Source organism: Arthrobacter sp. E1SS-5, from assembly GCF_057073715.1.
The window spans coordinates 164,508-187,743 of the sequence record NZ_CP172703.1; the positions used below are offsets into that span (position 1 = coordinate 164,508).

22 protein-coding genes are annotated in these 23,236 nt (G+C 66.5%); 7 read left to right on the forward strand and 15 right to left on the reverse strand.

The window, feature by feature from the left end; all coding sequences use genetic code 11:
- The first annotated feature begins 47 nt into the window (after positions 1-47).
- Positions 48-428 (forward strand): hypothetical protein, encoded by a 381-nt coding sequence (locus ACIGJD_RS00830; protein ID WP_483687873.1) that lies wholly within the window; start codon positions 48-50, stop codon positions 426-428.
- Positions 429-668: 240 nt separating this feature from the next.
- Positions 669-1,541: a glycosyltransferase family 2 protein gene (locus ACIGJD_RS00835; RefSeq protein ID WP_483687874.1), complete on the forward strand. Its 873-nt coding sequence runs from the start codon at positions 669-671 to the stop codon at positions 1,539-1,541.
- 18 nt (positions 1,542-1,559) lie between these two features.
- Here ACIGJD_RS00835 and ACIGJD_RS00840 read toward each other — a convergent pair whose 3' ends face one another.
- From ACIGJD_RS00840 to ACIGJD_RS00890, 11 genes are all read right to left on the reverse strand, one after another.
- The gene (locus ACIGJD_RS00840; RefSeq protein WP_483687875.1) at positions 1,560-1,706 is read right to left on the reverse strand and encodes a hypothetical protein; all 147 of its coding nucleotides are present in this window, start codon (positions 1,704-1,706) and stop codon (positions 1,560-1,562) included.
- Positions 1,707-1,802: 96 nt separating this feature from the next.
- Positions 1,803-2,651 (reverse strand): TolB family protein, encoded by an 849-nt coding sequence (locus ACIGJD_RS00845; RefSeq protein WP_483687876.1) that lies wholly within the window; start codon positions 2,649-2,651, stop codon positions 1,803-1,805.
- A 44-nt stretch (positions 2,652-2,695) separates the two neighbouring features.
- The gene (locus tag ACIGJD_RS00850; RefSeq protein ID WP_483687877.1) at positions 2,696-3,697 is read right to left on the reverse strand and encodes a sugar phosphate isomerase/epimerase family protein; all 1,002 of its coding nucleotides are present in this window, start codon (positions 3,695-3,697) and stop codon (positions 2,696-2,698) included.
- A 23-nt stretch (positions 3,698-3,720) separates the two neighbouring features.
- Positions 3,721-4,899, reverse strand: a complete 1,179-nt coding sequence (locus tag ACIGJD_RS00855) for a Gfo/Idh/MocA family protein (protein WP_483687878.1) — start codon at positions 4,897-4,899, stop codon at positions 3,721-3,723.
- Positions 4,900-4,944: 45 nt separating this feature from the next.
- Positions 4,945-6,063 (reverse strand): Gfo/Idh/MocA family protein, encoded by a 1,119-nt coding sequence (locus tag ACIGJD_RS00860; protein ID WP_483687879.1) that lies wholly within the window; start codon positions 6,061-6,063, stop codon positions 4,945-4,947.
- Positions 6,060-6,806 carry a sugar phosphate isomerase/epimerase family protein gene (locus ACIGJD_RS00865; protein WP_483687880.1) on the reverse strand — a complete coding sequence of 249 codons (747 nt, stop codon included), beginning with the start codon at positions 6,804-6,806 and terminating at the stop codon, positions 6,060-6,062. The genes ACIGJD_RS00860 and ACIGJD_RS00865 overlap by 4 nt, the downstream gene beginning before the upstream one ends.
- Positions 6,807-6,847: 41 nt before the next feature.
- The gene (locus tag ACIGJD_RS00870) at positions 6,848-7,738 is read right to left on the reverse strand and encodes a carbohydrate ABC transporter permease (RefSeq protein ID WP_142131714.1); all 891 of its coding nucleotides are present in this window, start codon (positions 7,736-7,738) and stop codon (positions 6,848-6,850) included.
- The gene (locus tag ACIGJD_RS00875) at positions 7,738-8,700 is read right to left on the reverse strand and encodes a carbohydrate ABC transporter permease (protein WP_286400877.1); all 963 of its coding nucleotides are present in this window, start codon (positions 8,698-8,700) and stop codon (positions 7,738-7,740) included. Before ACIGJD_RS00875 ends, ACIGJD_RS00870 begins: the two co-directional genes overlap by 1 nt.
- 12 nt (positions 8,701-8,712) lie before the next feature.
- A complete protein-coding gene (locus ACIGJD_RS00880) occupies positions 8,713-10,041 on the reverse strand; it encodes an ABC transporter substrate-binding protein (protein ID WP_286400879.1) in 1,329 nt (442 codons plus the stop codon).
- A 114-nt stretch (positions 10,042-10,155) separates the two neighbouring features.
- Positions 10,156-10,986 (reverse strand): hypothetical protein, encoded by an 831-nt coding sequence (locus tag ACIGJD_RS00885; protein ID WP_483687881.1) that lies wholly within the window; start codon positions 10,984-10,986, stop codon positions 10,156-10,158.
- The gene (locus ACIGJD_RS00890) at positions 10,983-12,080 is read right to left on the reverse strand and encodes a Gfo/Idh/MocA family protein (RefSeq protein ID WP_483687882.1); all 1,098 of its coding nucleotides are present in this window, start codon (positions 12,078-12,080) and stop codon (positions 10,983-10,985) included. Before ACIGJD_RS00890 ends, ACIGJD_RS00885 begins: the two co-directional genes overlap by 4 nt.
- A 192-nt stretch (positions 12,081-12,272) precedes the next feature.
- On the opposite strand from ACIGJD_RS00890, the gene ACIGJD_RS00895 reads away from it, so the two are divergent.
- Positions 12,273-13,490 (forward strand): ROK family transcriptional regulator, encoded by a 1,218-nt coding sequence (locus ACIGJD_RS00895; RefSeq protein WP_483687883.1) that lies wholly within the window; start codon positions 12,273-12,275, stop codon positions 13,488-13,490.
- 31 nt (positions 13,491-13,521) lie between these two features.
- On the opposite strand, the gene treS is transcribed toward ACIGJD_RS00895, so the two are convergent.
- Positions 13,522-15,798 carry a maltose alpha-D-glucosyltransferase gene (gene treS, locus ACIGJD_RS00900; protein WP_483687884.1) on the reverse strand — a complete coding sequence of 759 codons (2,277 nt, stop codon included), beginning with the start codon at positions 15,796-15,798 and terminating at the stop codon, positions 13,522-13,524.
- Positions 15,799-16,075: 277 nt separating this feature from the next.
- On the opposite strand from treS, the gene ACIGJD_RS00905 reads away from it, so the two are divergent.
- Positions 16,076-16,960 carry a GAF domain-containing protein gene (locus ACIGJD_RS00905; protein WP_483687885.1) on the forward strand — a complete coding sequence of 295 codons (885 nt, stop codon included), beginning with the start codon at positions 16,076-16,078 and terminating at the stop codon, positions 16,958-16,960.
- Positions 16,957-17,865: an SGNH/GDSL hydrolase family protein gene (locus ACIGJD_RS00910; protein WP_483687886.1), complete on the forward strand. Its 909-nt coding sequence runs from the start codon at positions 16,957-16,959 to the stop codon at positions 17,863-17,865. Before ACIGJD_RS00905 ends, ACIGJD_RS00910 begins: the two co-directional genes overlap by 4 nt.
- Positions 17,866-17,930: 65 nt before the next feature.
- Here the strand turns inward: ACIGJD_RS00910 and ACIGJD_RS00915 are convergent, their stop codons facing one another.
- Both ACIGJD_RS00915 and ACIGJD_RS00920 read right to left on the reverse strand, forming a co-directional pair.
- Positions 17,931-18,398 (reverse strand): hypothetical protein, encoded by a 468-nt coding sequence (locus ACIGJD_RS00915; protein WP_483687887.1) that lies wholly within the window; start codon positions 18,396-18,398, stop codon positions 17,931-17,933.
- An 80-nt stretch (positions 18,399-18,478) separates the two neighbouring features.
- The gene (locus tag ACIGJD_RS00920) at positions 18,479-19,831 is read right to left on the reverse strand and encodes a uracil-xanthine permease family protein (RefSeq protein WP_483687888.1); all 1,353 of its coding nucleotides are present in this window, start codon (positions 19,829-19,831) and stop codon (positions 18,479-18,481) included.
- A 200-nt stretch (positions 19,832-20,031) separates the two neighbouring features.
- On the opposite strand from ACIGJD_RS00920, the gene ACIGJD_RS00925 reads away from it, so the two are divergent.
- Both ACIGJD_RS00925 and ACIGJD_RS00930 read left to right on the forward strand, forming a co-directional pair.
- On the forward strand, positions 20,032-20,637 hold the full coding sequence (locus tag ACIGJD_RS00925) for a malonic semialdehyde reductase (protein ID WP_483687889.1): 606 nt from the start codon (positions 20,032-20,034) through the stop codon (positions 20,635-20,637).
- Between the two features lie 170 nt (positions 20,638-20,807).
- The gene (locus tag ACIGJD_RS00930) at positions 20,808-21,356 is read left to right on the forward strand and encodes a 2'-5' RNA ligase family protein (RefSeq protein ID WP_483687890.1); all 549 of its coding nucleotides are present in this window, start codon (positions 20,808-20,810) and stop codon (positions 21,354-21,356) included.
- Here ACIGJD_RS00930 and pgm read toward each other — a convergent pair.
- The gene (gene pgm, locus ACIGJD_RS00935; protein ID WP_483687891.1) at positions 21,353-23,017 is read right to left on the reverse strand and encodes a phosphoglucomutase (alpha-D-glucose-1,6-bisphosphate-dependent); all 1,665 of its coding nucleotides are present in this window, start codon (positions 23,015-23,017) and stop codon (positions 21,353-21,355) included. The two genes, ACIGJD_RS00930 and pgm, sit on opposite strands and share 4 nt — an antisense overlap.
- Positions 23,018-23,236: the final 219 nt, after the last annotated feature.

Consider the following 23,236-nt stretch of genomic DNA (forward strand, 5'->3'; position numbering starts at 1 on the left):
AAGTTTTCCCAGACCAGCACCATCGGCAAAGCACAACAGGAGGAAGCATGACGCAGGAAAACCAGCAGGCTGAACCCGAGACCGCCCCGGGCGGCTACGGCACCCCCACCGCCGAGCAGGAGGCGGCCGGCACCCAGGGCGGCCAGCAGTCCAGTGGCGGCGGCCAGCAGTCCGGCGGAGGCACGTCTTCGGGCGGCGCCGAGACCAACGAGCCGCAGTCGGGCACAGGCGGGGATCCCCTGTCACACGATATGGACCTTCCCTCCAGCGCCGCGGACATCGATGAGTCGAATGACGATTCCCAGGGGTCGGCAGGGGTCTCATCCGAGTCCGGCCAGGAAGCCACGGGCATTCCGGACGGGAGCGGCAACGACCTTCCGCAGGAGGAATCCCCCAATGACGACGACGAAAGCTTCGACGCCGGATAAGTCGCCCTGAACCATAGGCCCCCGTTCCTGCTGCCACCGGCAGCGGAAGCGGGGGCCTTTGCCGTTCCAGAGGGGTCAGGTCCGGGATCTGCGGAGCTGTCATGGGGGTGGCGGTGCGAATACATCCCGCACGGCTGGGTACGGAACACGCGATACCAATTCGCCGGCAACGGGCAGCGGCAGGCACCTTCTGCTGCCCCGTCGGCGCCAACTTCGACGGCAGGAAGGTGGACCGTGGGCATGAGGTTTTCGGGGCAGTGGGCGCAGCAACAGGACCGGCCGGACACGGCAGCGGTGGATGTCCTGGTGCCCACGTGCAACCGGCCGGCCGAACTCGCCGTCACCCTCGCGGGACTGGCCGCGCAGCAGGAACCCGCGTTCGCCGTCGTGGTCAGCGACCAGTCAGCGGGGCAACCCGCTTGGGAACACCCGGCCGCCGCCGCGATGGTGCGGGTGCTTGAGGCGCAGGGCCGGCCCGTCACGCTGCTGCGCCACCTCCCGCGCCAGGGCCTGGCCGAACACCGGCAGTTCCTGCTGGACCAGTCCACCGCTGACCAATGCCTTTTCCTGGACGACGACGTCTGGCTGGAACCGGGCGCCTTGGCGCGGCTGAGCCGGGCACTCGACGAACTCCAGTGCGGCTTTGTGGGAATGGCACCCCAGGGCCTGTCTTTCCTGGACGACCGCAGGCCGGAGCAGACCGCCACTTTCAAGGTCTGGGACGGCCCCGTGACCCCGGAGCACGTCCGGCCGGGCACCCAGGAATTCGAGCAGTGGCCGCTGCACAGCGCCGCCAACCTCAGCCATCTCAGCTCCGAACTGTCGCTGCAGCCCGGCCAGTGGTTGCCGTACCACGTCGCCTGGCTGGGCGGGTGCGTGCTGTACCGAAGGGAAGCACTGAACGACGCCGGCGGGTTCCGTTTCTGGACCAGCCTGCCGGCCGGCCACGCGGGGGAGGACGTGGTGGCCCAGTGGCAGGTCATGGAACGGTACGGCGGGGCAGGCATCCTGCCCTCCGGCGCGGTCCACCTGGAAGCACCCACCACGGTGACGGACCGAAGTGTGGAGGCGTACGACGTGGTCCTTGGCCAGGAGTCCGTCCGCACCTCCTAGGGGAGCGTCAGCAGCGCCTTAGTGGCCCGGGGTTGCCGCGGGTTTCAGGCCGAAGCCCACCAGGACCGTTCCGGTGATGCGGTCCACCACCTTGATGCTCCGCGGACCCTTGAGCCACTTGGAAGCGAACCGGGATCCGAAGATGAGCAGCGTGAACCAGGCCATGGTCAGGCTCTTCCACAGCAGGGAGACGCCCAGCAAAAGAAAGCACAGCCTGGGTTAGAGTCGCGGTCCAAGGATAAGGGGGCGCACTGACAGGACTTAACCCGCGCCCGTTGCCCCCGCCTCCACCGGGTAGGCGACGTAGGCGAAGCGTTGGGAGTCCGGCGACCAACTGTTGACGTTGAGGGTGCCCTGGCCGCCGAACACCGGCCAGGTGTGCAGGGGAGCCGTCCAGTCGCTGGTGGACACCAGGACGACGTCGACGGGCAGGTCCGCGGGGTGGCCCTGCGTTCCAGCCGGGAAACGGATGTAGGCGGCGAGTCTGCCGTCAGGTGACAAGTGCGGGAACCAGTCGACCGTGCTGCTGTGCAGCAACCGCTCGAACCCGCTGCCGTCGGGACGGACCCGCGCCAGCTGCGCATGGCCGGGCGCGGTGCTGAAGGATTCGGTGTTGAGGTACAGCCAGTCCCCGTCGGGTGAGTACTCCGGCCCGTCACAGTGCCCCTCGCCCACCTCCACGCGGTATGCCGGACCACCCGTCGCGGGGATGGTCCTCAGGCGTCCCGGCCGCGTGAAGTCCCCGCCCTCTATGTCCACGTACGCCAGTTGCCGTCCGTCGGGGCTGACACCGTGCAGGAAGTGCCAGGACCCGTCGTCGTTCGTGATCCTGGTGGCCGAGCCGCCCGCAAGGGGCGCCCGGTAGATATGGCCGTCCTCGCCTGACAGGAAGATGCTGCTGCCGTCCGGGTGCAGGACGTGGTCGTTATTAAGCTCCGGGACGCCGTGGAGCGGAACCTCCGCGAGGGCACCGGACGCAAGGTCGAACCGCCACAGCCTGCCATTTCCGTTGAGGATCAATGCGCGGCCATCGAGTGTCCAGTTGGGTGCCTCGAGGAGCATATTCCCGGTGGAGTATGCAAGTTCCTGTTCCGCCGTCTCTGAGGCCACCCACACTTCGCAACGCTGGCCCGGCTGAAGCCTGCGCACCGGGCTCAGTCCTTGCTGCTGAACGCGGCGTCGAAGCTGGTTTGGGAGGCGGGGAAGTCGTATTTCTTGAGGGCGGCGAGGGCTTCGGGGGCGCCGTGGAGGCGGTCCATGCCGGCATCTTCCCATTCGATGCTGATGGGGCCGTCGTAGCCGATGGCGGTCAGGGCGCGGAAGGAGGCTTCCCAGGGGACGTCGCCGCGCCCTGCGGAGACGAAGTCCCAGCCCCGGCGGGGATCGCCCCAGGGCAGGTGGGAGCCCATGACGGTGTTGCGGCCGGTCTGGCGGACCTTGGTGTCCTTGCAGTCCACGTGGTAGATCCGGTCCTTGAAGTCCCAGATGAAGGAGACAGGATCGATGCCCTGCCACATCATGTGCGAGGGGTCCCAGTTCAGGCCGAAGGCTTCGCGGTGGCCGATGGCTTCCAAGGTTCGGACGGTGGTCCAGTAGTCGTAGGCGATTTCGCTCGGGTGGACTTCGTGGGCGAAGCGGACGCCGTTTTCGTCGAAGACGTCCAGGATGGGGTTCCAGCGGTCGGCGAAGTCCTGGTAGCCGGCGTCAATGACTTTTTCCGGGACGGGCGGGAACATGGCAACGTACTGCCAGATGGAGGAGCCAGTGAAGCCGACGACCGTGTCCACGCCGAGGGCCTTGGCCAGCCGGGCGGTGTGTTTCATTTCCTCGGCGGCGCGCTGGCGGACGCCTTCAGGATCGCCGTCGCCCCAGACCTTGGACCCCACGATGGCCTGGTGGCGGAAGTCGATGGGGTCATCGCACACGGCCTGGCCTTTGAGGTGGTTGGAGATGGCCCACACCTTGAGGTTGTACTTGTCCAGGATCTCGAGTTTGGATTCGACGTAGCCGGGTTCGTCCCAGCGCCAGGCGTCCAGGTGGTCGCCGGAGACCGCGATTTCGAGGCCGTCGTAGCCCCAGCCGGAAGCAAGCTTCGCGACTTCTTCTAAGGGCAGGTCGGCCCACTGGCCGGTGAACAGGGTAAAGGGGCGGGGCATGGGGGGTCCTTAACTGGTGGGCGCTAGTGGCGGACGACGGTGAGGGTGCTCTTGTTGGCGGCGGATTCCTCCACCGCGTTCAGCACGTACTGGACGTTCAGTCCTTCTTCGAACGACGGGGAGGGCTGGGTTCCGTCCTTGATCGCGCTGAGGAAGTCGCGGATTTGGTGGGTGAAGGTGTGCTCCCAGCCGATGATGTGGCCCTGCGGCCACCATGCCTCGAGGTAGGGATGTTCGGGCTCGTTGACCAGGATGCGGCGGAAGCCCTGCTCGCGGACCGGGAGGGTGGCGTCCAGGAAGCCGAGTTCGTTGAGGTTTTCCAGGTCGAACAGGAGGCTGCCCTTGTCGCCGTAGATTTCGATCTGGAGGCTGTTCTTCCTGCCGGTGGCCACCCGGGAAACCTCCACGGAGGCGATGGCCCCTGAGGTAAGGGACAGCGTGGCCCAGGCGGCGTCGTCGACCGTTACATCCTCGGTGCCGTCCTTCCCGGGCCGCTGGTTGACGAAGGTGTTGAGCCGGCCGGACACCTCGGTGACCTGGTCCCCAAGGAGGAACAGGACCTGGTCGATGGCGTGGGAGGCGATGTCCCCGAGCGCTCCGGACCCGGCGGTTTCCTTGCGCAGCCGCCAGGTCATGGGCGCGTGGGCCTCGGCGAGCCAGTCCTGAAGGTACGCGGCGCGCACGTGCCGGACCGTGCCGACCCGGCCTTCGGCGATGAGCTCCTTGGCCAGGGCCAGGGCGGGGACACGGCGGTAGTTGAAGCCGATCATCGACTGCACTCCCTTGGCCCGGGCCTTGGCAGCGGCGGCGGTCATGAGTTCGGCCTCGGCCAAGGTGTTGGCCAGCGGCTTTTCCACCAGCACGTGCTTTCCTGCTTCCAGGGCGGCGATGGCGATCTCGGCGTGCATCCAGCCCGGTGCGCAGATGTCCACGATGTCGATGTCATCCCGGCTGATCACCGTGCGCCAGTCCGTGGCCGACTCCGCCCAGCCATACTTGGCCGCGGCCTCCGCGACGGCGCCGGCGTCCCGGCCCACGAGGACTTTCTGCTCGAAGGCCGGGACGTCGAAGAAGCTGGCCACGTTCCGCCACGCGTTGGAATGGGCTTTGCCCATGAAGGCATAACCAATGGCGGCCACCCCCAAGGGGCGGGAAACCGGGCGGGAGGCCCGGGGTTCGGACGGGTGTGCGGGTGTGGTCATGATGCGTTCCTGCGTGCTTCCTGCTGGCCAGCTGGGTTTGCCGGGTTAGATGGTTGCGGTTTCCGGGGCCCAGTCCTCGGGGAGGGCGGGGGAGGCCGGGGCCGAGCTTTCCACGTCGATAAACGTGCCGGCGTCGATGGATTCCGAGATGGAGACCATCGTGTCCAGGACGTGGTAGGCCAGCTCACCGGTGGCGCGGTGCGGGACACCGGCGCGGAGTGAGCGGGCCATGTCCAGGACGCCCATACCGCGGCCGTTGGCGGGCCCGGTGGCGGGAACGGTGGTCCAGTCCTCGTCGCCGGCGCGCCACAGCTTGATGTCGCCGGTGAAGTAGTTGGGGTCCGGCAGCGAGATGGTGGCCTCGGTGCCGGTGATTTCCACGAAGCCCATGCGCGTGCGGGGGGACTCGAAGGAGAAGACGCTGTGCGAGGAGGCGCCGGATTCGAACTGCGCCATCGCGGAGACGTGGGTGGGCACCTCCACGGTGAACTCCTCGCCCGCCTTGGGTCCGGAACCGATCACGCGCACGTCCTTTGACTTGGAGCCGACGGCGGCCACCTTGCGGATGGAACCGAAGGCCTGGACCAGGGTGGTGAGGTAGTACGGGCCCATGTCGAACAGGGGCCCGGCGCCGTGCTGGAAGAGGAACGCCGGGTTGGGGTGCCAGGACTCCGGACCGGGGGTCTGGAACGTGGTCATCGCCGTCAGCGGTGTGCCGATGTCACCGCGCCGGATCAGCCGCAGCGCGGTCTGCAAGCCCGCACCAAGGAAAGTGTCCGGGGCGCAGCCCAGCCGGATGCCGGCGGCGTCGGCGGTCTTCAGCAGGCCCAGCCCGGATTCACGGTCCAGGGAAAAAGGCTTTTCGGTCCAGACGTGCTTGCCGGCGTTGACGGCGGCGGTTGCCACCTCCACGTGCGCGGCGGGGATGGTGAGGTTGACGATGATTTCGACGTCGGGGTGGTTCAGGGCCTTGTCCACCCCGCCCCACTCGGCGATGCCGTATTCCTTGGCACGTGCCTCGGCTGCTTCCTCGAAGAGGTCCGCAATGACGTGGACCTTCAGATCCGGGAATGCGGTGAGGTTGTCCAGGTACTGCTTGCTGATCACGCCGGCGCCGATGACGCCAACGCCGACAGGTCCCTTGCGGGATGCTGAGGTGCTCATGCCTTGACTCCTTCGCCTGCAGCGTCCAGGAAGGACAGGCTCTGGGTGATGCCCTCGAAGATGTCCCCGGCGTAGTCGTCGAACTCCACCACGCCCACCTCAAGGGACTTCGCGGCTGCGATGACGTCCATGACCGGCACCTTGCCCTGGCCTGCCGGCTGCTGGGCTTTGTTGTCCTTGTTCAGGGGCCCGTCCTTGATGTGGATGAACTTCACCCGGTCGCCAAGCCGCTGGAGGAGTTCCACGGGGTCCTGGCCGCCCACTGCCGCCCAGTAGGTGTCCACTTCCAGGACCAGTTCCGGATCCAGCAGCGACTCGAAGTACTCCAAAGCGGTGCGGCCCTCGATGGTGGACTCCAGCTCCCAGGCATGGTTGTGGTAACCCACCCGGATGCCGTACTCCGCACCCTTCTTCGCGGCTGCGTTGAGCTTCGCGGCCGTGGCCTGGATATCTTCGGCCTTCTGCCAGTGCTCGGCCGGCAGGAACGGATCGATGACTGTGGTGATGCCCAATTCTTTGGCTGCCGCAAAGATCTCGTCCTGGTCCTGGCTCATCAGGGGCGCGTGGCCGGACGGTGCGGTCAGGCCGTTCTCCTTCAGGGCCGCACCAAGCTCCTTGGCCGTGGCCACGAAGTTGTACGGCTCAACCTGGGTGTAGCCGATCTGCGCCACCTTTTTGATGGTTCCGGGAAGGTCCTCCGATATGGCGTTGCGGAGGGTGTAAAGCTGCAATGAGTAGGACATGGATTTCCTTTGTGGAGTCGTTGTTCAGGGGAAGTTGGAAGTCAGCGGCCGGCGAGCGAGCCGCCGATGCCGCCGACGCTGAAGTACTTATTCAGGGTGGCGAAGACAATCACGGGCGGGAGCATCATGACCACTGCCAGGGCCATGACCGAAGTCCAGTCTGTCGCGTTCTGCTGGAAGAAGGACTGCACACCCATGGGAAGGGTGAAGATTTCGTTGGAGCGCAGGAACACGATGGCTACCAGGTAGTCGTTCCAGGCCAGGAGGAAAGCGAAGATCGCGGTGGACAGGACACCCGGAAGCGAGTTCCGCAGGACCACCCGGGTGAAGGACCCGAAGACGGAGCAGCCGTCGATCCAGGAAGCTTCCTCCAGGCTGATGGGAATGGAATCGAAGTACGCCGCCATCATCCAGGTGGCCACGGTCATGGTGGAACCAACGTAGATGATGGTCAGGCCCAGGAGGTTGTCCACCAGGCCCATGCCGGCGAACAGGATGAACAGCGGCACCACCGAGGTGATGATGGGCAGCGACTGCATCACGAACAGCAGCAGCGAGTAGCCGGAGACTGCCTTGCTGCGGCCGCGGGAGAGGACATAGCCGGCAGGGGCGGCGACGGCTACGGAAACCACCACGGTGGAGAGCGTGGTGACCAGGCTGTTCTTCAGCCAGGTGGCGGCCAGGGTCTTGGAGAAGACATTGCTGAGGTTTTCGAAGGTGAAGCCGGTGGCGGTGCTGTTGGGTCCGGGCGTGAAGGCCAGCAGAACCGTGACCATGATGGGCACCAAAACGATCCCGGTGATGATCAGGATCGCGGCGAACCGCCACCAGCGGCCGCGCTGGCCGGCTTCGGAGAGGGACCTACGGCGTTTGCCGGCATCGATGCCAAGAGACGGGCCGGATTCGGGATGGGCGTGGAGGACTGCGCTCATTATTCGACGCTCGACTTTCGGATCTGGCGGTACAGGATGACCGAGATGACCACCAGGGTCATGGTCATGAGGAAGGCGATGGCCACGCCGGGGCCCGTGGCGAAGTCCTGGAACACGGTCCGGTAGGCCAGGACCACCAGGGATGTGGTGGCGTTGACCGGGCCGCCGCCGGTGAGCAGGTAGATGGTGGGGAAGTCGTTCACGCAGAAGATGGTCATCAGGATCCAGCTGATGTAGGTGGAGCGCGCAATCAGCGGCAGGGTGATCTGGGTGAACTGCTGCCAGCGGCTGGCTCCATCCATGCTCGCTGCCTCATAGACGGTGGTGTCCACGGACGCCAGCGCGGCCGAGATCATCATCATCATGAACGGGAAGCTGACCCAGACCTTGAACACCATCACCGTGATGGAGGCCAGGTTGGGGTCGGCCAGGAAGAGGGGGGTGCCCATGCCCAGGTTCCGGAACAGCGACGGGATCAGGCTGTCCGGGGTGGCCACCAGCCAGTTCCATGCGGTGGATGAGACCACGATGGGCACCACCCAAGGCAGGAGCAGCAGGACCTTGAACGTGCCGGCGGCCGGGATCTTGGTGCGCAGGAGCAGGGCCAGGCCCAGCCCCACCAGCCAGGATCCGAAGACACCCACGATGGTGAACCACAGCGTGAACTGCGCGGCCTTCCAGAACGCCGGCGAGGTCAGGACGGTGGCGAAGTTCTGCCCGCCCACGAAGTTGCCGGTCTGGAGCAGGTTTCCGTCGTGCGTCGCCTGGACGGCGGCATAGATCAGGGGGTAACCGTGGATCAGGACAAGGAGGACCACGGAGGGGAGCAGGAGCCAGAAGAATGTCCTGGTGGCCTGCGCCGAAAGCTTGCTCTTGCGTTTTCCGGGGACGGGCCCGGACCCGCCGGGGGCAACCCCGCGGCGGGCCCGGGACAGGCCGGACTGGGTGGTGGCGCTGGACATGGGCGGTACGTCCTACTTCTTCAGGACCGATTCGAGGCCGGACTGGAAGGTCTGCAGGGCGGTCTTGGCGTCCGACTTCCCGGTGATGATGGTCTGGCTGAACTGGTTCAGGGCCTGCCCGCCGTCGAGCGCCGCGAGGTTGGCGTTCAGCTTGCTCCCCTGGGCAGCAAAGGTCTTGGCGATGGGCTGCCAGTCCTTGACGATCTTGACGTTGTTGGGGTCGTTGGCGAACTCGGGAATCTCTGTGATCGACTTGAAGACCGGCAGGGCGGACATCAGCTTCTTCTGCCACAGCTGCTTGAGCTGGCCCAGGTAGTACACCAGGAACTCCTCCGAGGCGTCCTGCGACGGGGTGTTGGTGTACATCATGATGTTGTTCGGGAACACGATGGTGGCCTTGTCGCCGTGCGGGCCCTTGATGGGGTCAGCTACCAGGAGGTCGCCCGAGGTGTCGCCGACACGCTGCGGCACGTTCACCTGGAACAGGCCGTAGCCTGCCTTTCCGTCCTTCCACTGCGCCGACATGTTGTCCGTGGTGTAGCTGACTGCGGCGGGATCGATGATGCCGTTGGACACGAGTTCCAGGACGAACTCCATGGCCTCGACATTGCGGTCGTTCATCAGGTCCAGCTCGCCGTCCTTGTTCCAGACACCGCCGCCGTTGTTGACCATCATCATGATCATGGAGTGGTTGGCGTAGTTGTTGCCCGCACCGGCGCCGGTGGTGAAACCGAACGCTCCCACCTTCTTCAGGGCCTTGCCGGCTTCCAGCAGGGACGGCCAGTCCGTGGGAAGTGCCACGTTGGCCTTCTCGAACAGGGACTTGCGGTACCAGAAGACGCGCATGTCCAGCTGCCACGGGACGGCCACGTAGCCCTTGTCCGACTTGAACGGGTCCAGTACGCCTGGCAGGAAGTCGTCGAACTGGCCGTTGGCCTTCAGCTTCTCGATGACCTTGTCCGCGTAGGCGATCTGGCCCTGCTGTTCGAACTGGAAAGCCTGGAAGCCGCCGCCCGTGGACACAGCCGGGCCGGTCTTGGAGGCGATGGCGGAGGAGAAGGTCTGGTAGAAGTTGTTCCACTGGATGATCTGGTAGCTCGCCTTGGCGCCGTTGGCACCGTTGAAGCCCTCCGCGATGCCCTTGGCGGCGTCGTTGTACGCCGGTGTTGCCCACGGCATGTCCCAGAACTTCACGGTCCCGCCGGCTCCGCCTCCGCCGCCGCCCTGTGAAGCCGAACCGCCGCCGCAGGCCGCGAGGAGGGGTGTTGCGGCAGCGGCAGCCGTCAGGCCCAGGAAACCGCGCCGGGAGAAGGAGCGGCGCTGTTCGGAAGTTGCGTTCATGATGTGTCCTTTCGGGACCGCTTGCGCTGTGCGCCGTTGGTGCGGTCCTGCTCATCGTTGAGAGTGGAGGTGGGACTGGACTGCTTTTTTCGGTTGCGTATCGGTCGGGGCTGGTTACGTGGCAGCGAGGGTTGCGTAGAGGTCGGTCAGCCGGGCGAACCCGGCCAAATCGTCCGGGCTGGTGCCGGCGCGAAGATGGTCCTTCAGGCGCCGCCACGCTGACCGGTGGGCGGATTCGTAGAGAGTGGGAAGCAAAAGCTCACCGTGGGGGTCGGTGACCCGGACTTCGGCGGGCCAGGCGGCGTCCGGATCGGGAACCTGGACGCTTACCCCGCCGTCGGCGGTGTAGAGGCGGATGTCGACGCCGGCCGCCCGCGCGGGGGTGAGCACGCCTTGCGCGGTGAATGGGGCTCCGTTGGCCAGCCTGCCGCCCAACGTGTACCCGGTGGCACCGCTGCGCAGGACGCGCACGGCATCAAGCGGCCCGCAAACGGCCAGCAGCGCGGCGAGATGGTCGGCAAGGAGCCGCTGCGGATGCGTGCCCGGAGCCGCTGTCGCCACACTGTCCAACAGCGACGCGGTGCCCGCGGCACTGCGCACCGCGTCGCGGGCGTCCGGTTCCGCGGCGTTACCCACCAGGGCCGGGTTGGAAGCCCAACGGAGGTCAAGGACGACGGCGGTTCCTGCGGCGCCTGCCGCGGCTGCCAGCTGTGTGGTGTCTTCGGGAAAAGGGTTGGCCACCACGATTCCGCGGGCACCGGACGCGGCGGCACTGGCGGCCTCGGCGGTCCAACCGGGGCCGCCCACAACCACCAGCACATCCGCTGTATCCGATTGGGTGTCCTGGGCGGGGCCGAAGGTTTCAGGCAGTGAAGCCACGGTTGGGATGACTGCCCCGGCTACCCGGGCTGCCGTGCCCGCCGCAACCGTGTACTGGGCGCTCATGCCGAAACTCCTGCTTCTTGTGCGGCGGCCGCGTGTCCTGCCCCGGCGCTTGCCACCGTTGCATCCGCGATCGCCAGGGCGAAGGTGAGGTCGTCAATCAGGGTTTGGGCGGAGGGGGCAGGGCGGGTTCCCCGTGCGAGCCCAGCGAGTTCACGCCATTCACCCTCGTAGCCGTTGTGGCCGTACGGGCCGAAAACGCTGGTTTCGCTCCCGTTGCCACGGGAAATCATGGCGACTGCGGACCCAGCCTGGACGTAGGACGGCGTGAAGTCGATATGCAGCGCAGCATCATCCCCGATGGCCTCGAAGGTCCATTCCGGCTTCCAGGTGCTGTTCATGACGGCGCGCAGTTCAATGACGCGGGTGGGAGTGCGGAGCGAAACTGCGTAGCCGAAGGGGCGGACGTGGAACACGTTGAGGACCTCGATGTCCGTGAAGTCGGGCGTGAACCGGCGCACCAGGGGCAGGTCGTGGATGGCCAGCCCCATGATCCCGCCCTGCAGTGCGCCCTTGATGACTTCGATATCCGAATAGTCGGGGTTGCCGGCGGCGGGCCGGGTGATGATTTCGGTAGCGAAGTCCTCGAACCGGGCATTGGGCGGCAACACGATCGAAGAGCGGATGGTGTGCACCTGCTCCGGAAGGTCGCCCCAGTTCTGTTCGGCCGCCAGCCAGCCTGGATCGAACGTGTGCATGGCCCCGACGACGATCGGAACGCCGGTTTCGGTGCTGACGGCCGAGATGCGCGCCGCTTCTTCAGCATTCATGGCGAACGGCTTCTCGCAGAGGACGGCTTTCTTGCCGGCCCTGCAGGCGGCAATGACCTGGTCTGCGTGGAATTGGTGCGGGCTGCAGATCGCCACGATGTCCACGGCGGGGTCCGCCAGCAGGGCGTCCATGCTGGTGCCGGCCGCGGCGCCGACGCGGGCGGCCACGGAGGAGGCCACGGCGGAGTCCACATCCATGATGTGCCGCACCTGCAGGATGTTCTGGAGTCGGGCCAGGGCCGGGAGGTGGATGGCCTGCGTGACCGGTCCGGCGCCGAGGATGCCGACGCCGAGGGGCCGGTCTGCGGGCGCTGCGTGCTGGGACAAGTTCCTACCTCTTTGTAAGCGGACTCGGGAGTGCGGGGCCATCACTGCGGCCGATGCCACGCATGGGATTCGCGAATGTGCCGTGAGTCACAACCTAGGACGACTTTTGACGCGCGTCAAGCAAAAGTTGTTTGTTGCGCGTCATTCTTCTGCCGTGATGACAGCAGTAAGTAAGAGTGTTATGACTTAGACATGACTCAAGCCACGGGGAAACAGGCCGCGAAGGACGCTGACGTCGGCAGCCTGTCACGGGCGGGCGACCTCTTCCAGCTGCTCCGGGACGGCCGGGCCCGCACCCGGGCCGAGCTGGCGCTGACCACCGGGCTGGCCCGTTCCACCGTCGCTTCCAGGATTGACGCACTGATGCTGTCCGGACTGGTGGGTCCGGCAGGGGAGGCCCTCTCCAGCGGCGGAAGGCCGCCGTCGCGCTTTGCCTTCAACCCATCAGCCCGCCTGGTCCTGGCCGTGGACGTGGGTGCCACGCATGTCATCGTGGCGGTCACCGACCTTGGCGGGACCATCCTTGCCGAACACCGGCTGGCGCAGCAGGTGGCCGATGGGCCGGAGACAGTGCTGGACCGGGTGGTGGCCCAGGGCAAGGAACTGCTGGCCTCCGTGGGACGCAGCGTAGGGGAACTCGCCGGGATCGGCATCGGGCTGCCCGGCCCGGTGGAACACGACACCGGCAAGCCCGTGAAGCCGCCCATCATGCCCGGGTGGGACGGGTTCGATGTGGTCAGCTACGTCCAGCGCTCATTGCCGGTCCACGTGCTGGTGGACAACGACGTGAACATCATGGCGCTGGGGGAGCAGTCCGCGCACTGGCCCGAGCACAGCAACTTCTTCTTCGTGAAGGTGGCCACCGGAATCGGCTCCGGCATCATCAGCAACGGGGAGCTGCAGCGCGGTGCCAATGGCACGGCAGGGGACCTGGGGCATGTCCAGGTGGCGCGGGGCGCTGACGTGCTGTGTGCCTGTGGGAACTATGGGTGCCTGGAGGCACTCGCGTCAGGTCCCGCCGTCGTGCGCTCCCTGAAGGATCAGGGACTTGATGTGGCAATAGGCGCCGACGTGCTCCGGCTCGCCGCCGACGGCAACCTGCAGGCCATCCAGGCCCTGCGCCAGGCCGGGCGGGACATCGGCGAGGTGCTGGCCACCGTGGTCAACCTGCTCAACCCATCCGTCATTGTGGTGGGCGGCAGTGTTGGCGAGACGGGGGAGCACCTGGTGGCCGGCATCCGCGAGGTGGTGTACCGGCGTTCTCCGCCCCTGGCCACCTCGCACCTGCGCATCAATGTTTCGCGGTCCGGTGCCCATGCGGGCGTCCTCGGGGCCAGCCAGCTGGTCACCCAGTACGTCCTGTCGCCGGCCATCATCGAAGCGACGCTGACGGCCGCAGCAGCCGGGTAGCGCCGGGGATTCCCGGCGCCACCCCCGGCTTTTAGGCCTCCGTCTCCGGCTCCGGTGCTTCGGTCAGCCGCAGCGCGGTTCCGCCATAGGCGGGCAGTTCCAGGAAGAAGCTGTGCAGATCGTCAACCTGCCCCACGGTCTCGCCGCTGAACAGGTCACGGACGTTGGCGCCGGACGGCAGTTCGTTGGACTGGATGCTGCCGGAGATGTCCTGGCCGGAGAAGTTCAAGGCCGTCACCTGGAGGGCCCCGTCCTTCAGCCGGTTCACCAGCACCAGTGCGCCCCGGTTGGAGACGTCCGGCACGTCCAGCAGCGTGCCGGTGGCAATTTCGTTGTCCTCGCGGACGGCGAGGATCCGCTGCAGCCGGCGTGCGAACGAGTCCTGGTCCTTCAGCTGTTCGGGCAGCGGTCCGTAGAGGCTGCGGGCCCGCGGCATTCCGGCCGACGAGGTGGTGGCGTCCGGGCTTGTCCCCATGAGGTCGTGGGCGCCGCGGTTGATCCAGCGCGTATCGCCCTGGGAGGTAAGTTCCCGGACCTTGCTGCGGTCCAGGGCCATGATGCCGGCAAGGTCCCAGCCGGAAAGCGCGAAGACGCCGGGCTGCAGGGCGTTGTACATGGCCAGGAGCAGGTGGACGTCGCGGATCTGGGCTTCCTGCTCCGGGGTGACGGCATCCGGGTCCTGGATTCCCAGCGCGGCCATGATGAAGCTGACCGAGGTGCAGGCAATGCCATTGGTGGTGAAGACGGCGTTGTAGGGTGCGTTTTCGCCGGTGAGACGGTCCCGCAGGGTCTGCTGGATCTGCTCCGCCAGCTGGGCGCCGGTCAGTTCTTCGCCGTTGAGCTCGAACATCTCGTCCCGGTGCCCGGCAGCGAAGTGCAGGAGTTCGTAGGTGAGCTCGTCATGGTTCTGCAGGGCATGCACCAGCGAGGCCTGGTCGACGCCGATTTCCCGGGACAGGCGGAGGGTCAGCCGCAGGAACTCGGTATCGCCGGTGACCAGGGAGTAGTGGTACGCCGGCCGGGTGATGAAGTCGTAGGAGAGGTCCGGGCCGGACTCCGAGGTTGCCTTGATGTCGTCAATGGTCAGGTTCAGTTCCTGGAAGGAGAACCCGCCGACCTTGCGGATCATGGACCCGATGAGCTGGTTGGCGGCCTCGGAGAGCGGGTGGCCTTCGGACCAGCCGGGCTGTTCCTCAGCGCTCTTTTCCACGCCCAGGAAGCCGTTGGCGTCCAGGCGCAGCGCACCGGTGCCAAGGTCCACGAGCGAGTGCAGGGCATCGCCCACCACCAGCCGCATTCCGGCGAAGGTGGGGTCCAGCCAGTTGATGGAGGGCTGTCCGGCCTTGAAGTAGTGCAGGTAGACCCAGCGGCGGGTCTTGCCCGTGGTGTCCACGATGGGCCGGGTGACGCTCCAGTTGGTTTCCTTCACCCCGGGCTCGTAGAAGATCACGCGCTGCAGCCGGCCGATGATGTACCCGGCCTTCTGCAGCGCCTGCTCGGCGTCCGGGCTGAGGTTGACCGAATCGGCCCCTTCCGGGACGTCCGGAAGCAGGTTCCAGTCCTCCTCCGGGATGTCGATCATGTGGTAAATGCCGGGGTAGTCGCGGAAGTTCATTTCGGCGAGCCGGAAGTCGGCCCCCTTGCCGGTGTGGCCGGGGACGATGTCGTCGATAATGGTGCCCTCGTGCTCAGCAGCCACCTCGCACATCCTGCGGAACTCGTCCTCGGTACCGAAGACCGGGTCGATGGCCATGCTGATGCGGTCGAAGTGCCCGTCCACGCTGGGCGTGTGGGACCAGCCGCTGATGCCGCCGGCAAGTTTCACCGGTCCGGTGTGGATGCCGCGGATTCCGATTTCGCGGAACGCCTTCCACATCTCCGGGTCACCCAAAGCGGAGAGGAACGACTGGCCGGTGGGGGTGATGAAGGACAGCGGGTAGGCGGTGAACCACACGGAGGCGCGTTCGACGGCGGCACGCGGGTTTGGGTGCGCGTACGAGTTTTGCCACATGCTGGCCTGCCCCGACAACTGGCGTGCCAGCGTGTTGGCGTCCCCGAGCATGGCCTGGTTGCGCAGCCATTCCACGTAGGCGGCGTTGCGCCCGTCGAATTCGAAGGACGGCCTGCTGCCCACGAACTGGCGCCGGCGCGCGATGGGCCGCAGTGCCTTCGGCCGGGCGGCAAAGAACTGTTCGTCGAAGTTGACGTCCAGTTCCGCTGCCTGCTCCGCAGCGCCCGCTTCCACTTCCCCGTTGCCTGCGGCTGTATCCGCTTCTGAAGTGTGCTCGCTGGTGCCCGGCTCCTGCATAAAGCTCCTCTTTCCGTTGCTCGTTTCCGTGCTGGCATGGATGCTCCAAGACCCCTTGCTCAAGGACAGGTACCCAGGCGAGCAGGGAGTATTCGGCGTTCCCTCTCCCGATGCTACTGCGCTGCGGGGCCGGCGGAAGGGACTCCGGCGCGCCGCTCATCCCTAACCCGGTGAATCCCCCTTGTTTCCCCGCTTTCCCCCATCAGGGGGTTATGGGGTCGTATTCTTAGAGCAAAGGTTTTGCAGTGGGCCGAAGCGCTGATAGCAGGGCTGGAGCATGGCCGCTGATCCCACGGGGCAGGTTGGCTGGGGACCGCTTCCAGTTACCCCGGAGCCGGTTTTCGACAGCAAGGACGTTGAAGACTACCTCCGGGAAGTGACCCGCGATTTCATGGCGGGTATCAAAGGTGAGCGCCGCAGCATCAGCTGGGCGGCCACCCTCTTTCGCCTCGGCAAGGCACGCACCCTCGCCGCCAGCACGGAACAGGCACGCGAAGCGGACCGGGAGCAATGCTCGTTCGCCGACGGACCGGTCATGGAAGCCCTGCGCACCGGGGAATTCGTCCTGCTGTCAGACCTGAGCCGGGACCGCCGCTGGCCTGGGTACTCCAGCGCCGCCGCCGTCCACGGCGTGCAGTCCCTGCTCTCCGTCCCCATCCTCACCGAGGGCGCCACCAGTGCCGCCATCAACCTTTACGCGCCGTCTCCGCACACCTTCACCAGCGACGACCTGGTCCTCAGCCAAAGCTACGCGCGCCAGGTGGCGCGTGCCCTCCGCGTCGTGGTCCGGGTGGCTGAACGCGCGGAAACGACGGCGGGCCTCGCCGTCGTCCAAAGCTCCCTGGTCCTGGTGGACCTGGCGGTGCGCAGCCTCATGAACGAATACGGGCTCACCCGTGAGGGTGCCCTGCGGTTCCTGCAGACGCAGGCGCTGCACCACGAACTGGACCTCCGGGACGTGGCACTTAATGTTGTGGCCCCCGGCGGAATGGATCGCGGGGCCGGGCAGCCTTCGGGGCTGCGGCAGGAAACGTACGACGGCGTGTCGGAGCTCCCGCGGCCGTCGGCGGCGGGGCGTGACTTTCCATCCGGAACGTCGCCCCGCAAAGACGCGGCGGCGGGGAAGGAACCCCCGTCAGCTGCAGAAGGGAGGACGGCATGACCATCGAGAAGCAGGAACTGCGCTCCATTGAGGGAGGGCCGGCCCGGCATCCATGGCACCGGTTCGTCGCACTGGGGGACTCCTACACCGAAGGAATTGGCGACCCCGAACCGCACAGCCTGGGCGGCCTGCGGGGCTGGGCCGACCGGGTGGCGGAGGAATTGGCCGCCGGCCAGCCTGACTTTGCCTATGCCAACCTGGCCATTCGCGGCATGCTGCTGAGGCAGATCCTCGACGGGCAATTGGCGCCGGCCCTGGAACTCAAACCCGACCTGGTGGCCATGTCCGGTGGCGGCAACGATATCGTGTTCCGCCACGGTGACCCGGACAAGCTGGCGGAAAAGATTGATGAGGCTGTAGCCGTCCTGGCCGCCACGGGTGCCACGGTGCTGCTGTACGCCGGCCCCGACTGGGGGAATACGCCGGTCTTCGGCAAGATCCGCGGCCGCGTGGCGATCTACAACGAGCACCTGCACCGGATCGGGGCCAGGCATCACGCAATCATGGTGGACCTGTGGTGCCTGCCGGAGCTCCAGCACGCGCTGATGTGGGACCCGGACCGGCTGCACCTGTCCCCGCTGGGCCATCACTCAGTTGCCGTGGCCACCCTTAACGCCCTGGGCGTGCCACACACGCTCAAGCCGCTCCAGCCGCGGCCGCTTCCGGCGCACGGGTGGACGCAGGCGCGGGCCGAGGACCTGGTGTGGGCGCGGCAGTATTTCGTGCCGTGGGTGCTGAAGCGGCTGCACCCGCACCAGTCCGACGACTCCCTGGCGGCGAAGCGGCCGCTGCCCGGTCCGGTGTTCGGCCTTGGCCGTCCGGGTCCGTTCCCGCCGGGCCACCCCGTCGCGGGCCTGCACACCGGCATGGCCGGCGGACCGGCACCGGAAGGACATGCGGCCTAGCTGCTACCCGCCTGGCCTAACCAAAGGCGGATCCTCTTGTCGCGACGCCGCCAACCAGGCCGGCGTCACGACCTGCGGGCGTCCCTTATCAGAGCCATGAGTGCCGGGACTCCCGCCGCCACGGCGGGAGCGGCCAGCAGCAGCCCGAAGTCGGGTTGGGACGCTGAAAGTATCGCCGCGATGACGGCTGCAGCCAGGGCCGCGATAAGCGCAAGGGACAACCACCTGCGACGGTCCCTTGCGTTGAAGAAACGGAAACCCCCAAGGCCCGCGGTGGCCACGGCGGTGACGATGACAGTCCCTGATATGACCGCGACCCCAGGCCCGGAAGCATCCTTTAGCCGGTCAATGAGTGCCACCGGAACTGCGAGCATCCAGCCGCCCAAGAGAACCGCGAGGACGCAGCCTGCCAAGCGGCCTTTGGGTATTGGAGGCAGGGTATGGATCTGCTCCGGCGGCAGGTCCGCCTGTTGGACGTGGCGGTGGGTTGCCGGCGGTGGCGGCTGCGACGGACGTGCAGTGTTCTCAAGCATGGTCCCCCCAAAGGTAGTGCCTGATGTCCGTCTACCCTACAGGGGCAGCCCCGGAGCCCGCCCCTTCCCGGCGTTCCGCCCTAGCGCTTCTTCGGTGCCCGTTTCGCGGCTGCCTTCATCGCGGCCTTGGCCGCGGGAGGCAGCACGGCCTGTTCGGTTTCGGGTTCGGCCACGGTTCCGCGTGCGTTCGCAATCGCCTTCATGCCGTGGTAAATCGCCAGTGCGGCAGCCGAGCCCAGGGCGATGCCGGTGAACTTCAGGTCGCCGATGGTCCAGGTGTAGTCCGCGATGCCGATGATCAGGGCCACGGCGGCTGTGGTCAGGTTGACGGGGTTGGAGAAGTTCACCTTGTTCTGCACCCAGATCTTCACGCCCAGGATGCCGATCATGCCGTAGAGCATGGTGGCCGCGCCGCCCAGCACGCCTGCCGGGACGGTGGCGATCAGTTCGCCGAACTTCGGCGAGAAGCTGAGCAGGACAGCGAACATGCCCGCAACCCAGTAGGCCGCCGTCGAATAGACCTTGGTGGCCGCCATGACGCCGATGTTTTCCGCGTAGGTGGTGGTGCCGGAGCCGCCGCCGAAGCCGGCCAGCATGGTGGCGGCACCGTCAGCCATCAGGGCGCGTCCGGAGACGCCGTCGAGGTTCTGCCCCGTCATGGCCGCAACCGACTTCACGTGGCCGATGTTCTCCGCCACCAGCACCAGGACCACAGGGACGAACAGGCCCAGGACGCCGATGTGGAATTCGGGGGTCTGGAAGTGCGGCAGGCCCACCCAGGCGGCCGCGTCCATTTTGTCGTACTTCACCTCGCCGCGGAGCATGGCCACGATGTAGCCCACAACAACGCCCACCAGGATGCTGAGCCGGCCCAGGATTCCGCGGAACAGGACGCTGACCAGGATGATGGTGACCAGCGTGACCAGGGCTGTGATGGGGGCGGCGTCGAAATTCTGTTTCGCGGCGGGGGCAAGGTTCAGGCCGATCAGGGCCACGATGGCGCCGGTGACGATGGGTGGCATCAGCCTGTTGATCCAGCCGGCGCCGAACTTCTGCACCACGGCACCCACCAGGGCCAGGGTGGTGCCTGCCAGTACCACGCCGCCCAAGGCTCCGGGAATGCCGAACTGCGCCTGCGACGCGGTGATGGGCGCGATGAACGCGAAGCTGGAGCCCAGGTAGCTGGGCACCCGGCCCTTGGTGATCACCAGGAACAGGAGCGTTCCGATGCCGGAGAAGAACAGTGTGGTGGCCGGCGGCATCCCGGTGATGATGGGAACCAGGAAGGTGGCGCCGAACATGGCCACCACGTGCTGCATTCCAACGCCAATGGTCAGCGGCCACGCCAACCGCTCGTCCGGGGCAACTACCTGGCCGGGCTTGATGTTTTTGCCGGTGCCGTGCAGCTTCCATTTGATTCCGAGCATGCTCATGGGAAGGAATGCCTTTCAGGGGGTGCCGCGAGGGGGCGAAGATCAACTCGCTCAAGAATACCGCCAAGTTTTTCGCGCTGCCCTGCTGTGTCCAAGGTCACCCGGCGTCACGGGAAGAGGAGGAAAGCACTTGAAGTTGCAACTATGGAAAGCAACAGAGGCCACCCGGGCAGGCGGGCGGCACAGCGAAAGGTAAGCCAATGACCATTGCCCATGACGAAGCGGTTATCGATTCGGCAGCCGTGGACGCCATCTTCGCCCAGGCCCGCACCGCCAACTCCTTCACCGGCGAGGTGACCGAAGAACAGGCCCAGGCCATCTACGAGCTCACCAAGTTCGGTCCCACCGCCTTTAACTCCCAGCCGATGCGCGTCACCTACGTCCGTTCGGCGGAGGCCCGGGCCACCCTGGTGGACGCACTCTCCCGCGGCAACCAGGCCAAGACCGCCTCCGCCCCGCTCGTGGCCATCCTCAGCTACGACACCGACTGGGCCGGAAAATGGGATGAGTTCCTCCCCGGCTACAACGCCCCCAAGGCCATGTACGACGCCGATCCCGCCCTCGCGGCCGCCACGGGCAACAACAACGCGCACCTGCAGGCCGGCTACTTCATCCTCGCCGTCCGCTCGCTTGGCTTCGCCGCCGGCCCCATGACCGGCGCGGACTTCAATGCGATCGACGCCGCATTCTTCCCGGCCGGCGACCAGAAGAGCTTCCTGGTGGTCAACATCGGCCAGCCCGGTGAAGAAGCCTGGGGCGAAGCCAAGCCGAAGTTCTCCTACGACGAGGCCGTCCGCACCGTCTAACAGTTCCCTCAAAAACGAAACGCCCGCTCACCTTTGACGGTCTTTCGGTAAACGCCCGCTCACTGTGGTGAGCGGGCGTTTGTTGTTTAGCGGTCAGAAATGAGTGGGCGTTTGAACATTCGTTGCCAAAAGTGAGCGGGCGTCTGAGGGGCCGGTGGGAGACTGGGGCTATGCCGGTGCGGAACCTGATCTTTGTGGCCTTCGTGGAACCCGTGGCTGAGGGCCAGGTTTTCCGGCGGACGGCCTGGCCGCTGCACATCACCTTGGTGCGGTTCGACGCCGGCAGCCAGGAACGTACCGACGTCGCCGAACGCATCGCCAGGCTCGCGGAGGACGCCGCCGGCACAGCGCTTGGTGCCGGGCTGACGGTGGGGAAGGATGCCGCTTTCGGCCGCAACGGCTCCGTCCCCGTCAACCTGGTTCAACCGCATCCCGCCCTGCAGGAGCTGCACGAACGGCTGGTGCAGGTGGTCACCGACGTGGGCGGCAGGATCCTCACCCCGCACCACACCTTGACCGGCTACCGCCCGCATGTGTCCCACCAGGCAGCCACCAACCCAGCCGGCACCAGCCCAGCCAGCGCAGATACTGAAGCTAGGCGCCTCCACCCGGGTGACGCCGTCGTGCTTAACCGTATTGCCCTGGTGGACATGGCTCCCGACGGCGACCACACCATTCGGCGCATCCTCCGGCTGTGGAGCCGGGACGGTGAAAGCTAGGCGATGACGCTGTCCACCAGGGCCTTGGCCTCGGCCTGCACCTGCTTTAGGTGCTCCTCGCCCTTGAACGACTCGGCGTAGATCTTGTAGACATCCTCGGTGCCGGACGGGCGGGCAGCGAACCAGGCGTTCTCGGTGACCACCTTCAGTCCGCCGATGGGTGCGCCATTGCCCGGGGCCTCGGTGAGCTTGGCGGTGATGGTTTCGCCGGCCAGTTCCGTGGCGGTGACGTCCCCAGCGGAAAGCTTGCCCAGCTTCGCCTTCTGCTCACGCGTGGCCGCGGCGTCGATCCGCGCGTAGACCGGTGCGCCGAACTGGTCCGTCAGGCCCTTGTAGAGCTGCGACGGGGACTGGCCGGTGACGGCGGTGATCTCGGACGCAAGCAGGGCCAGCAGGATGCCGTCCTTGTCCGTGGTCCACACGCTGCCGTCCAGCTTGTTGAAGGACGCGCCGGCGGATTCCTCACCGCCAAACGCCCCTTCGCCGGAGAGCAGGCCGGGCACGAACCACTTGAAGCCCACCGGCACCTCAACAAGCTTGCGGCCCAGGCTCTCCGCAACGCGGTCGATGATCGAGGAGGACACCAGGGTCTTGCCCACCACCGAGGCCGGGTTCCAGCCGCTGCGGTTGCGGTAGAGGTAGTCGATGGCCACGGCGAGGTAGTGGTTGGGGTTCATCAGGCCGCCGTCGGGGGTGACGATGCCGTGCCGGTCGGCGTCGGCGTCGTTGCCCGTGGCCACGTCGAAGGCGGGCTGGCCGGATGCGGCGGCGTCGGACATGCGCTGGATCAGCGAGGCCATGGCCGACGGCGACGAGCAGTCCATCCGGATCTTCTCGTCCCAGTCCAGGGTCATGAACGCCCACTGCGGGTCCACGGTGGGGTTCACGACGGTGAGGTCCAGGTGGTGGCGCTCGGCGATCTCGCCCCAGTAGTCCACGGAGGCGCCGCCCATGGGGTCCGCGCCGATCCGCACGCCTGCGTTGCGGATGGCATCCAGGTTCAGGACGGACGGGAGGTCGTCCACGTAGCTGCTGAGGAAGTCGAACTTGCCGGTGGTCTCCGCGGACTGGGCCTCGGCCAGCGGGATCCGCTTTACGCCGCGCAGGCCGTTTTCCAGCAGTTCGTTGGCGCGGTTGGCGATCCAGCCGGTGGCGTCGGAGTCTGCGGGGCCGCCATGCGGGGGGTTGTACTTGAAGCCGCCGTCGGCGGGCGGGTTGTGGCTGGGGGTAACCACGATGCCGTCCGCCTGGGGTGCGCCCGGTGCCGCTTTGCGGTTGTACGTGAGGATGGCGTGGCTCAGTGCCGGGGTGGGGGTGTAGCCGTGGCGGGCGTCCACCAGGACCTGTACGCCGTTGGCCGCCAGCACCTCCAGGGCCGAGTTCTGGGCCGGCTCGCTTAGTGCGTGGGTGTCCTTGGCCAGGAACAGCGGGCCGGTCACGTTCTGCGCTGTCCGGTATTCAACGATCGCCTGCGTGATGGCCACGATGTGCTGCTCGTTGAAGGAGGCCTTGAGGCTGGAACCCCGGTGGCCGGATGTTCCGAACACCACGCGCTGGCCCGGATCACCAAGGTCCGGTGTGATGTCGTAATACGCGTCAAGGAGCGCAGTGATGTCAACAAGGTCCTGGGGTTGGGCAACTGTGCCCGCGCGGCTAGCCATGGCTCCAGCATGCCAGAACCTGGCAGGAGGCAAAACGACCCGCCCAAGATCCGGACCCTGTGACACGCCATGACACCGGCAACCAAGTAGTACACCTGAGTACACGGCCTGGAAAGTACCTATATACCGGGCCTTTCCCGCACTGCTAATTTCGGAAAAATTCCACGAAAACAAGCAAAGGGAACGGACGACGGCGGGCCGCCGCCCTGGTCCGTTCCG

Bases quoted from the DNA above. Each gene is read 5' to 3' on its own strand.
- ACIGJD_RS00830 (WP_483687873.1), top strand. From the start codon at position 48: ATGACGCAGGAAAACCAGCAGGCTGAACCCGAGACCGCCCCGGGCGGC.
- ACIGJD_RS00835 (WP_483687874.1), top strand. From the start codon at position 669: ATGAGGTTTTCGGGGCAGTGGGCGCAGCAACAGGACCGGCCGGACACG.
- ACIGJD_RS00840 (WP_483687875.1), bottom strand. From the start codon at position 1,706: ATGGCCTGGTTCACGCTGCTCATCTTCGGATCCCGGTTCGCTTCCAAG.
- ACIGJD_RS00850 (WP_483687877.1), bottom strand. From the start codon at position 3,697: ATGCCCCGCCCCTTTACCCTGTTCACCGGCCAGTGGGCCGACCTGCCC.
- ACIGJD_RS00855 (WP_483687878.1), bottom strand. From the start codon at position 4,899: ATGACCACACCCGCACACCCGTCCGAACCCCGGGCCTCCCGCCCGGTT.
- ACIGJD_RS00860 (WP_483687879.1), bottom strand. From the start codon at position 6,063: ATGAGCACCTCAGCATCCCGCAAGGGACCTGTCGGCGTTGGCGTCATC.
- ACIGJD_RS00865 (WP_483687880.1), bottom strand. From the start codon at position 6,806: ATGTCCTACTCATTGCAGCTTTACACCCTCCGCAACGCCATATCGGAG.
- ACIGJD_RS00870 (WP_142131714.1), bottom strand. From the start codon at position 7,738: ATGAGCGCAGTCCTCCACGCCCATCCCGAATCCGGCCCGTCTCTTGGC.
- ACIGJD_RS00875 (WP_286400877.1), bottom strand. From the start codon at position 8,700: ATGTCCAGCGCCACCACCCAGTCCGGCCTGTCCCGGGCCCGCCGCGGG.
- ACIGJD_RS00880 (WP_286400879.1), bottom strand. From the start codon at position 10,041: ATGAACGCAACTTCCGAACAGCGCCGCTCCTTCTCCCGGCGCGGTTTC.
- ACIGJD_RS00885 (WP_483687881.1), bottom strand. From the start codon at position 10,986: ATGAGCGCCCAGTACACGGTTGCGGCGGGCACGGCAGCCCGGGTAGCC.
- ACIGJD_RS00895 (WP_483687883.1), top strand. From the start codon at position 12,273: ATGACTCAAGCCACGGGGAAACAGGCCGCGAAGGACGCTGACGTCGGC.
- treS (WP_483687884.1), bottom strand. From the start codon at position 15,798: ATGCAGGAGCCGGGCACCAGCGAGCACACTTCAGAAGCGGATACAGCC.
- ACIGJD_RS00905 (WP_483687885.1), top strand. From the start codon at position 16,076: ATGGCCGCTGATCCCACGGGGCAGGTTGGCTGGGGACCGCTTCCAGTT.
- ACIGJD_RS00910 (WP_483687886.1), top strand. From the start codon at position 16,957: ATGACCATCGAGAAGCAGGAACTGCGCTCCATTGAGGGAGGGCCGGCC.
- ACIGJD_RS00915 (WP_483687887.1), bottom strand. From the start codon at position 18,398: ATGCTTGAGAACACTGCACGTCCGTCGCAGCCGCCACCGCCGGCAACC.
- ACIGJD_RS00920 (WP_483687888.1), bottom strand. From the start codon at position 19,831: ATGAGCATGCTCGGAATCAAATGGAAGCTGCACGGCACCGGCAAAAAC.
- ACIGJD_RS00925 (WP_483687889.1), top strand. From the start codon at position 20,032: ATGACCATTGCCCATGACGAAGCGGTTATCGATTCGGCAGCCGTGGAC.
- ACIGJD_RS00930 (WP_483687890.1), top strand. From the start codon at position 20,808: ATGCCGGTGCGGAACCTGATCTTTGTGGCCTTCGTGGAACCCGTGGCT.
- pgm (WP_483687891.1), bottom strand. From the start codon at position 23,017: ATGGCTAGCCGCGCGGGCACAGTTGCCCAACCCCAGGACCTTGTTGAC.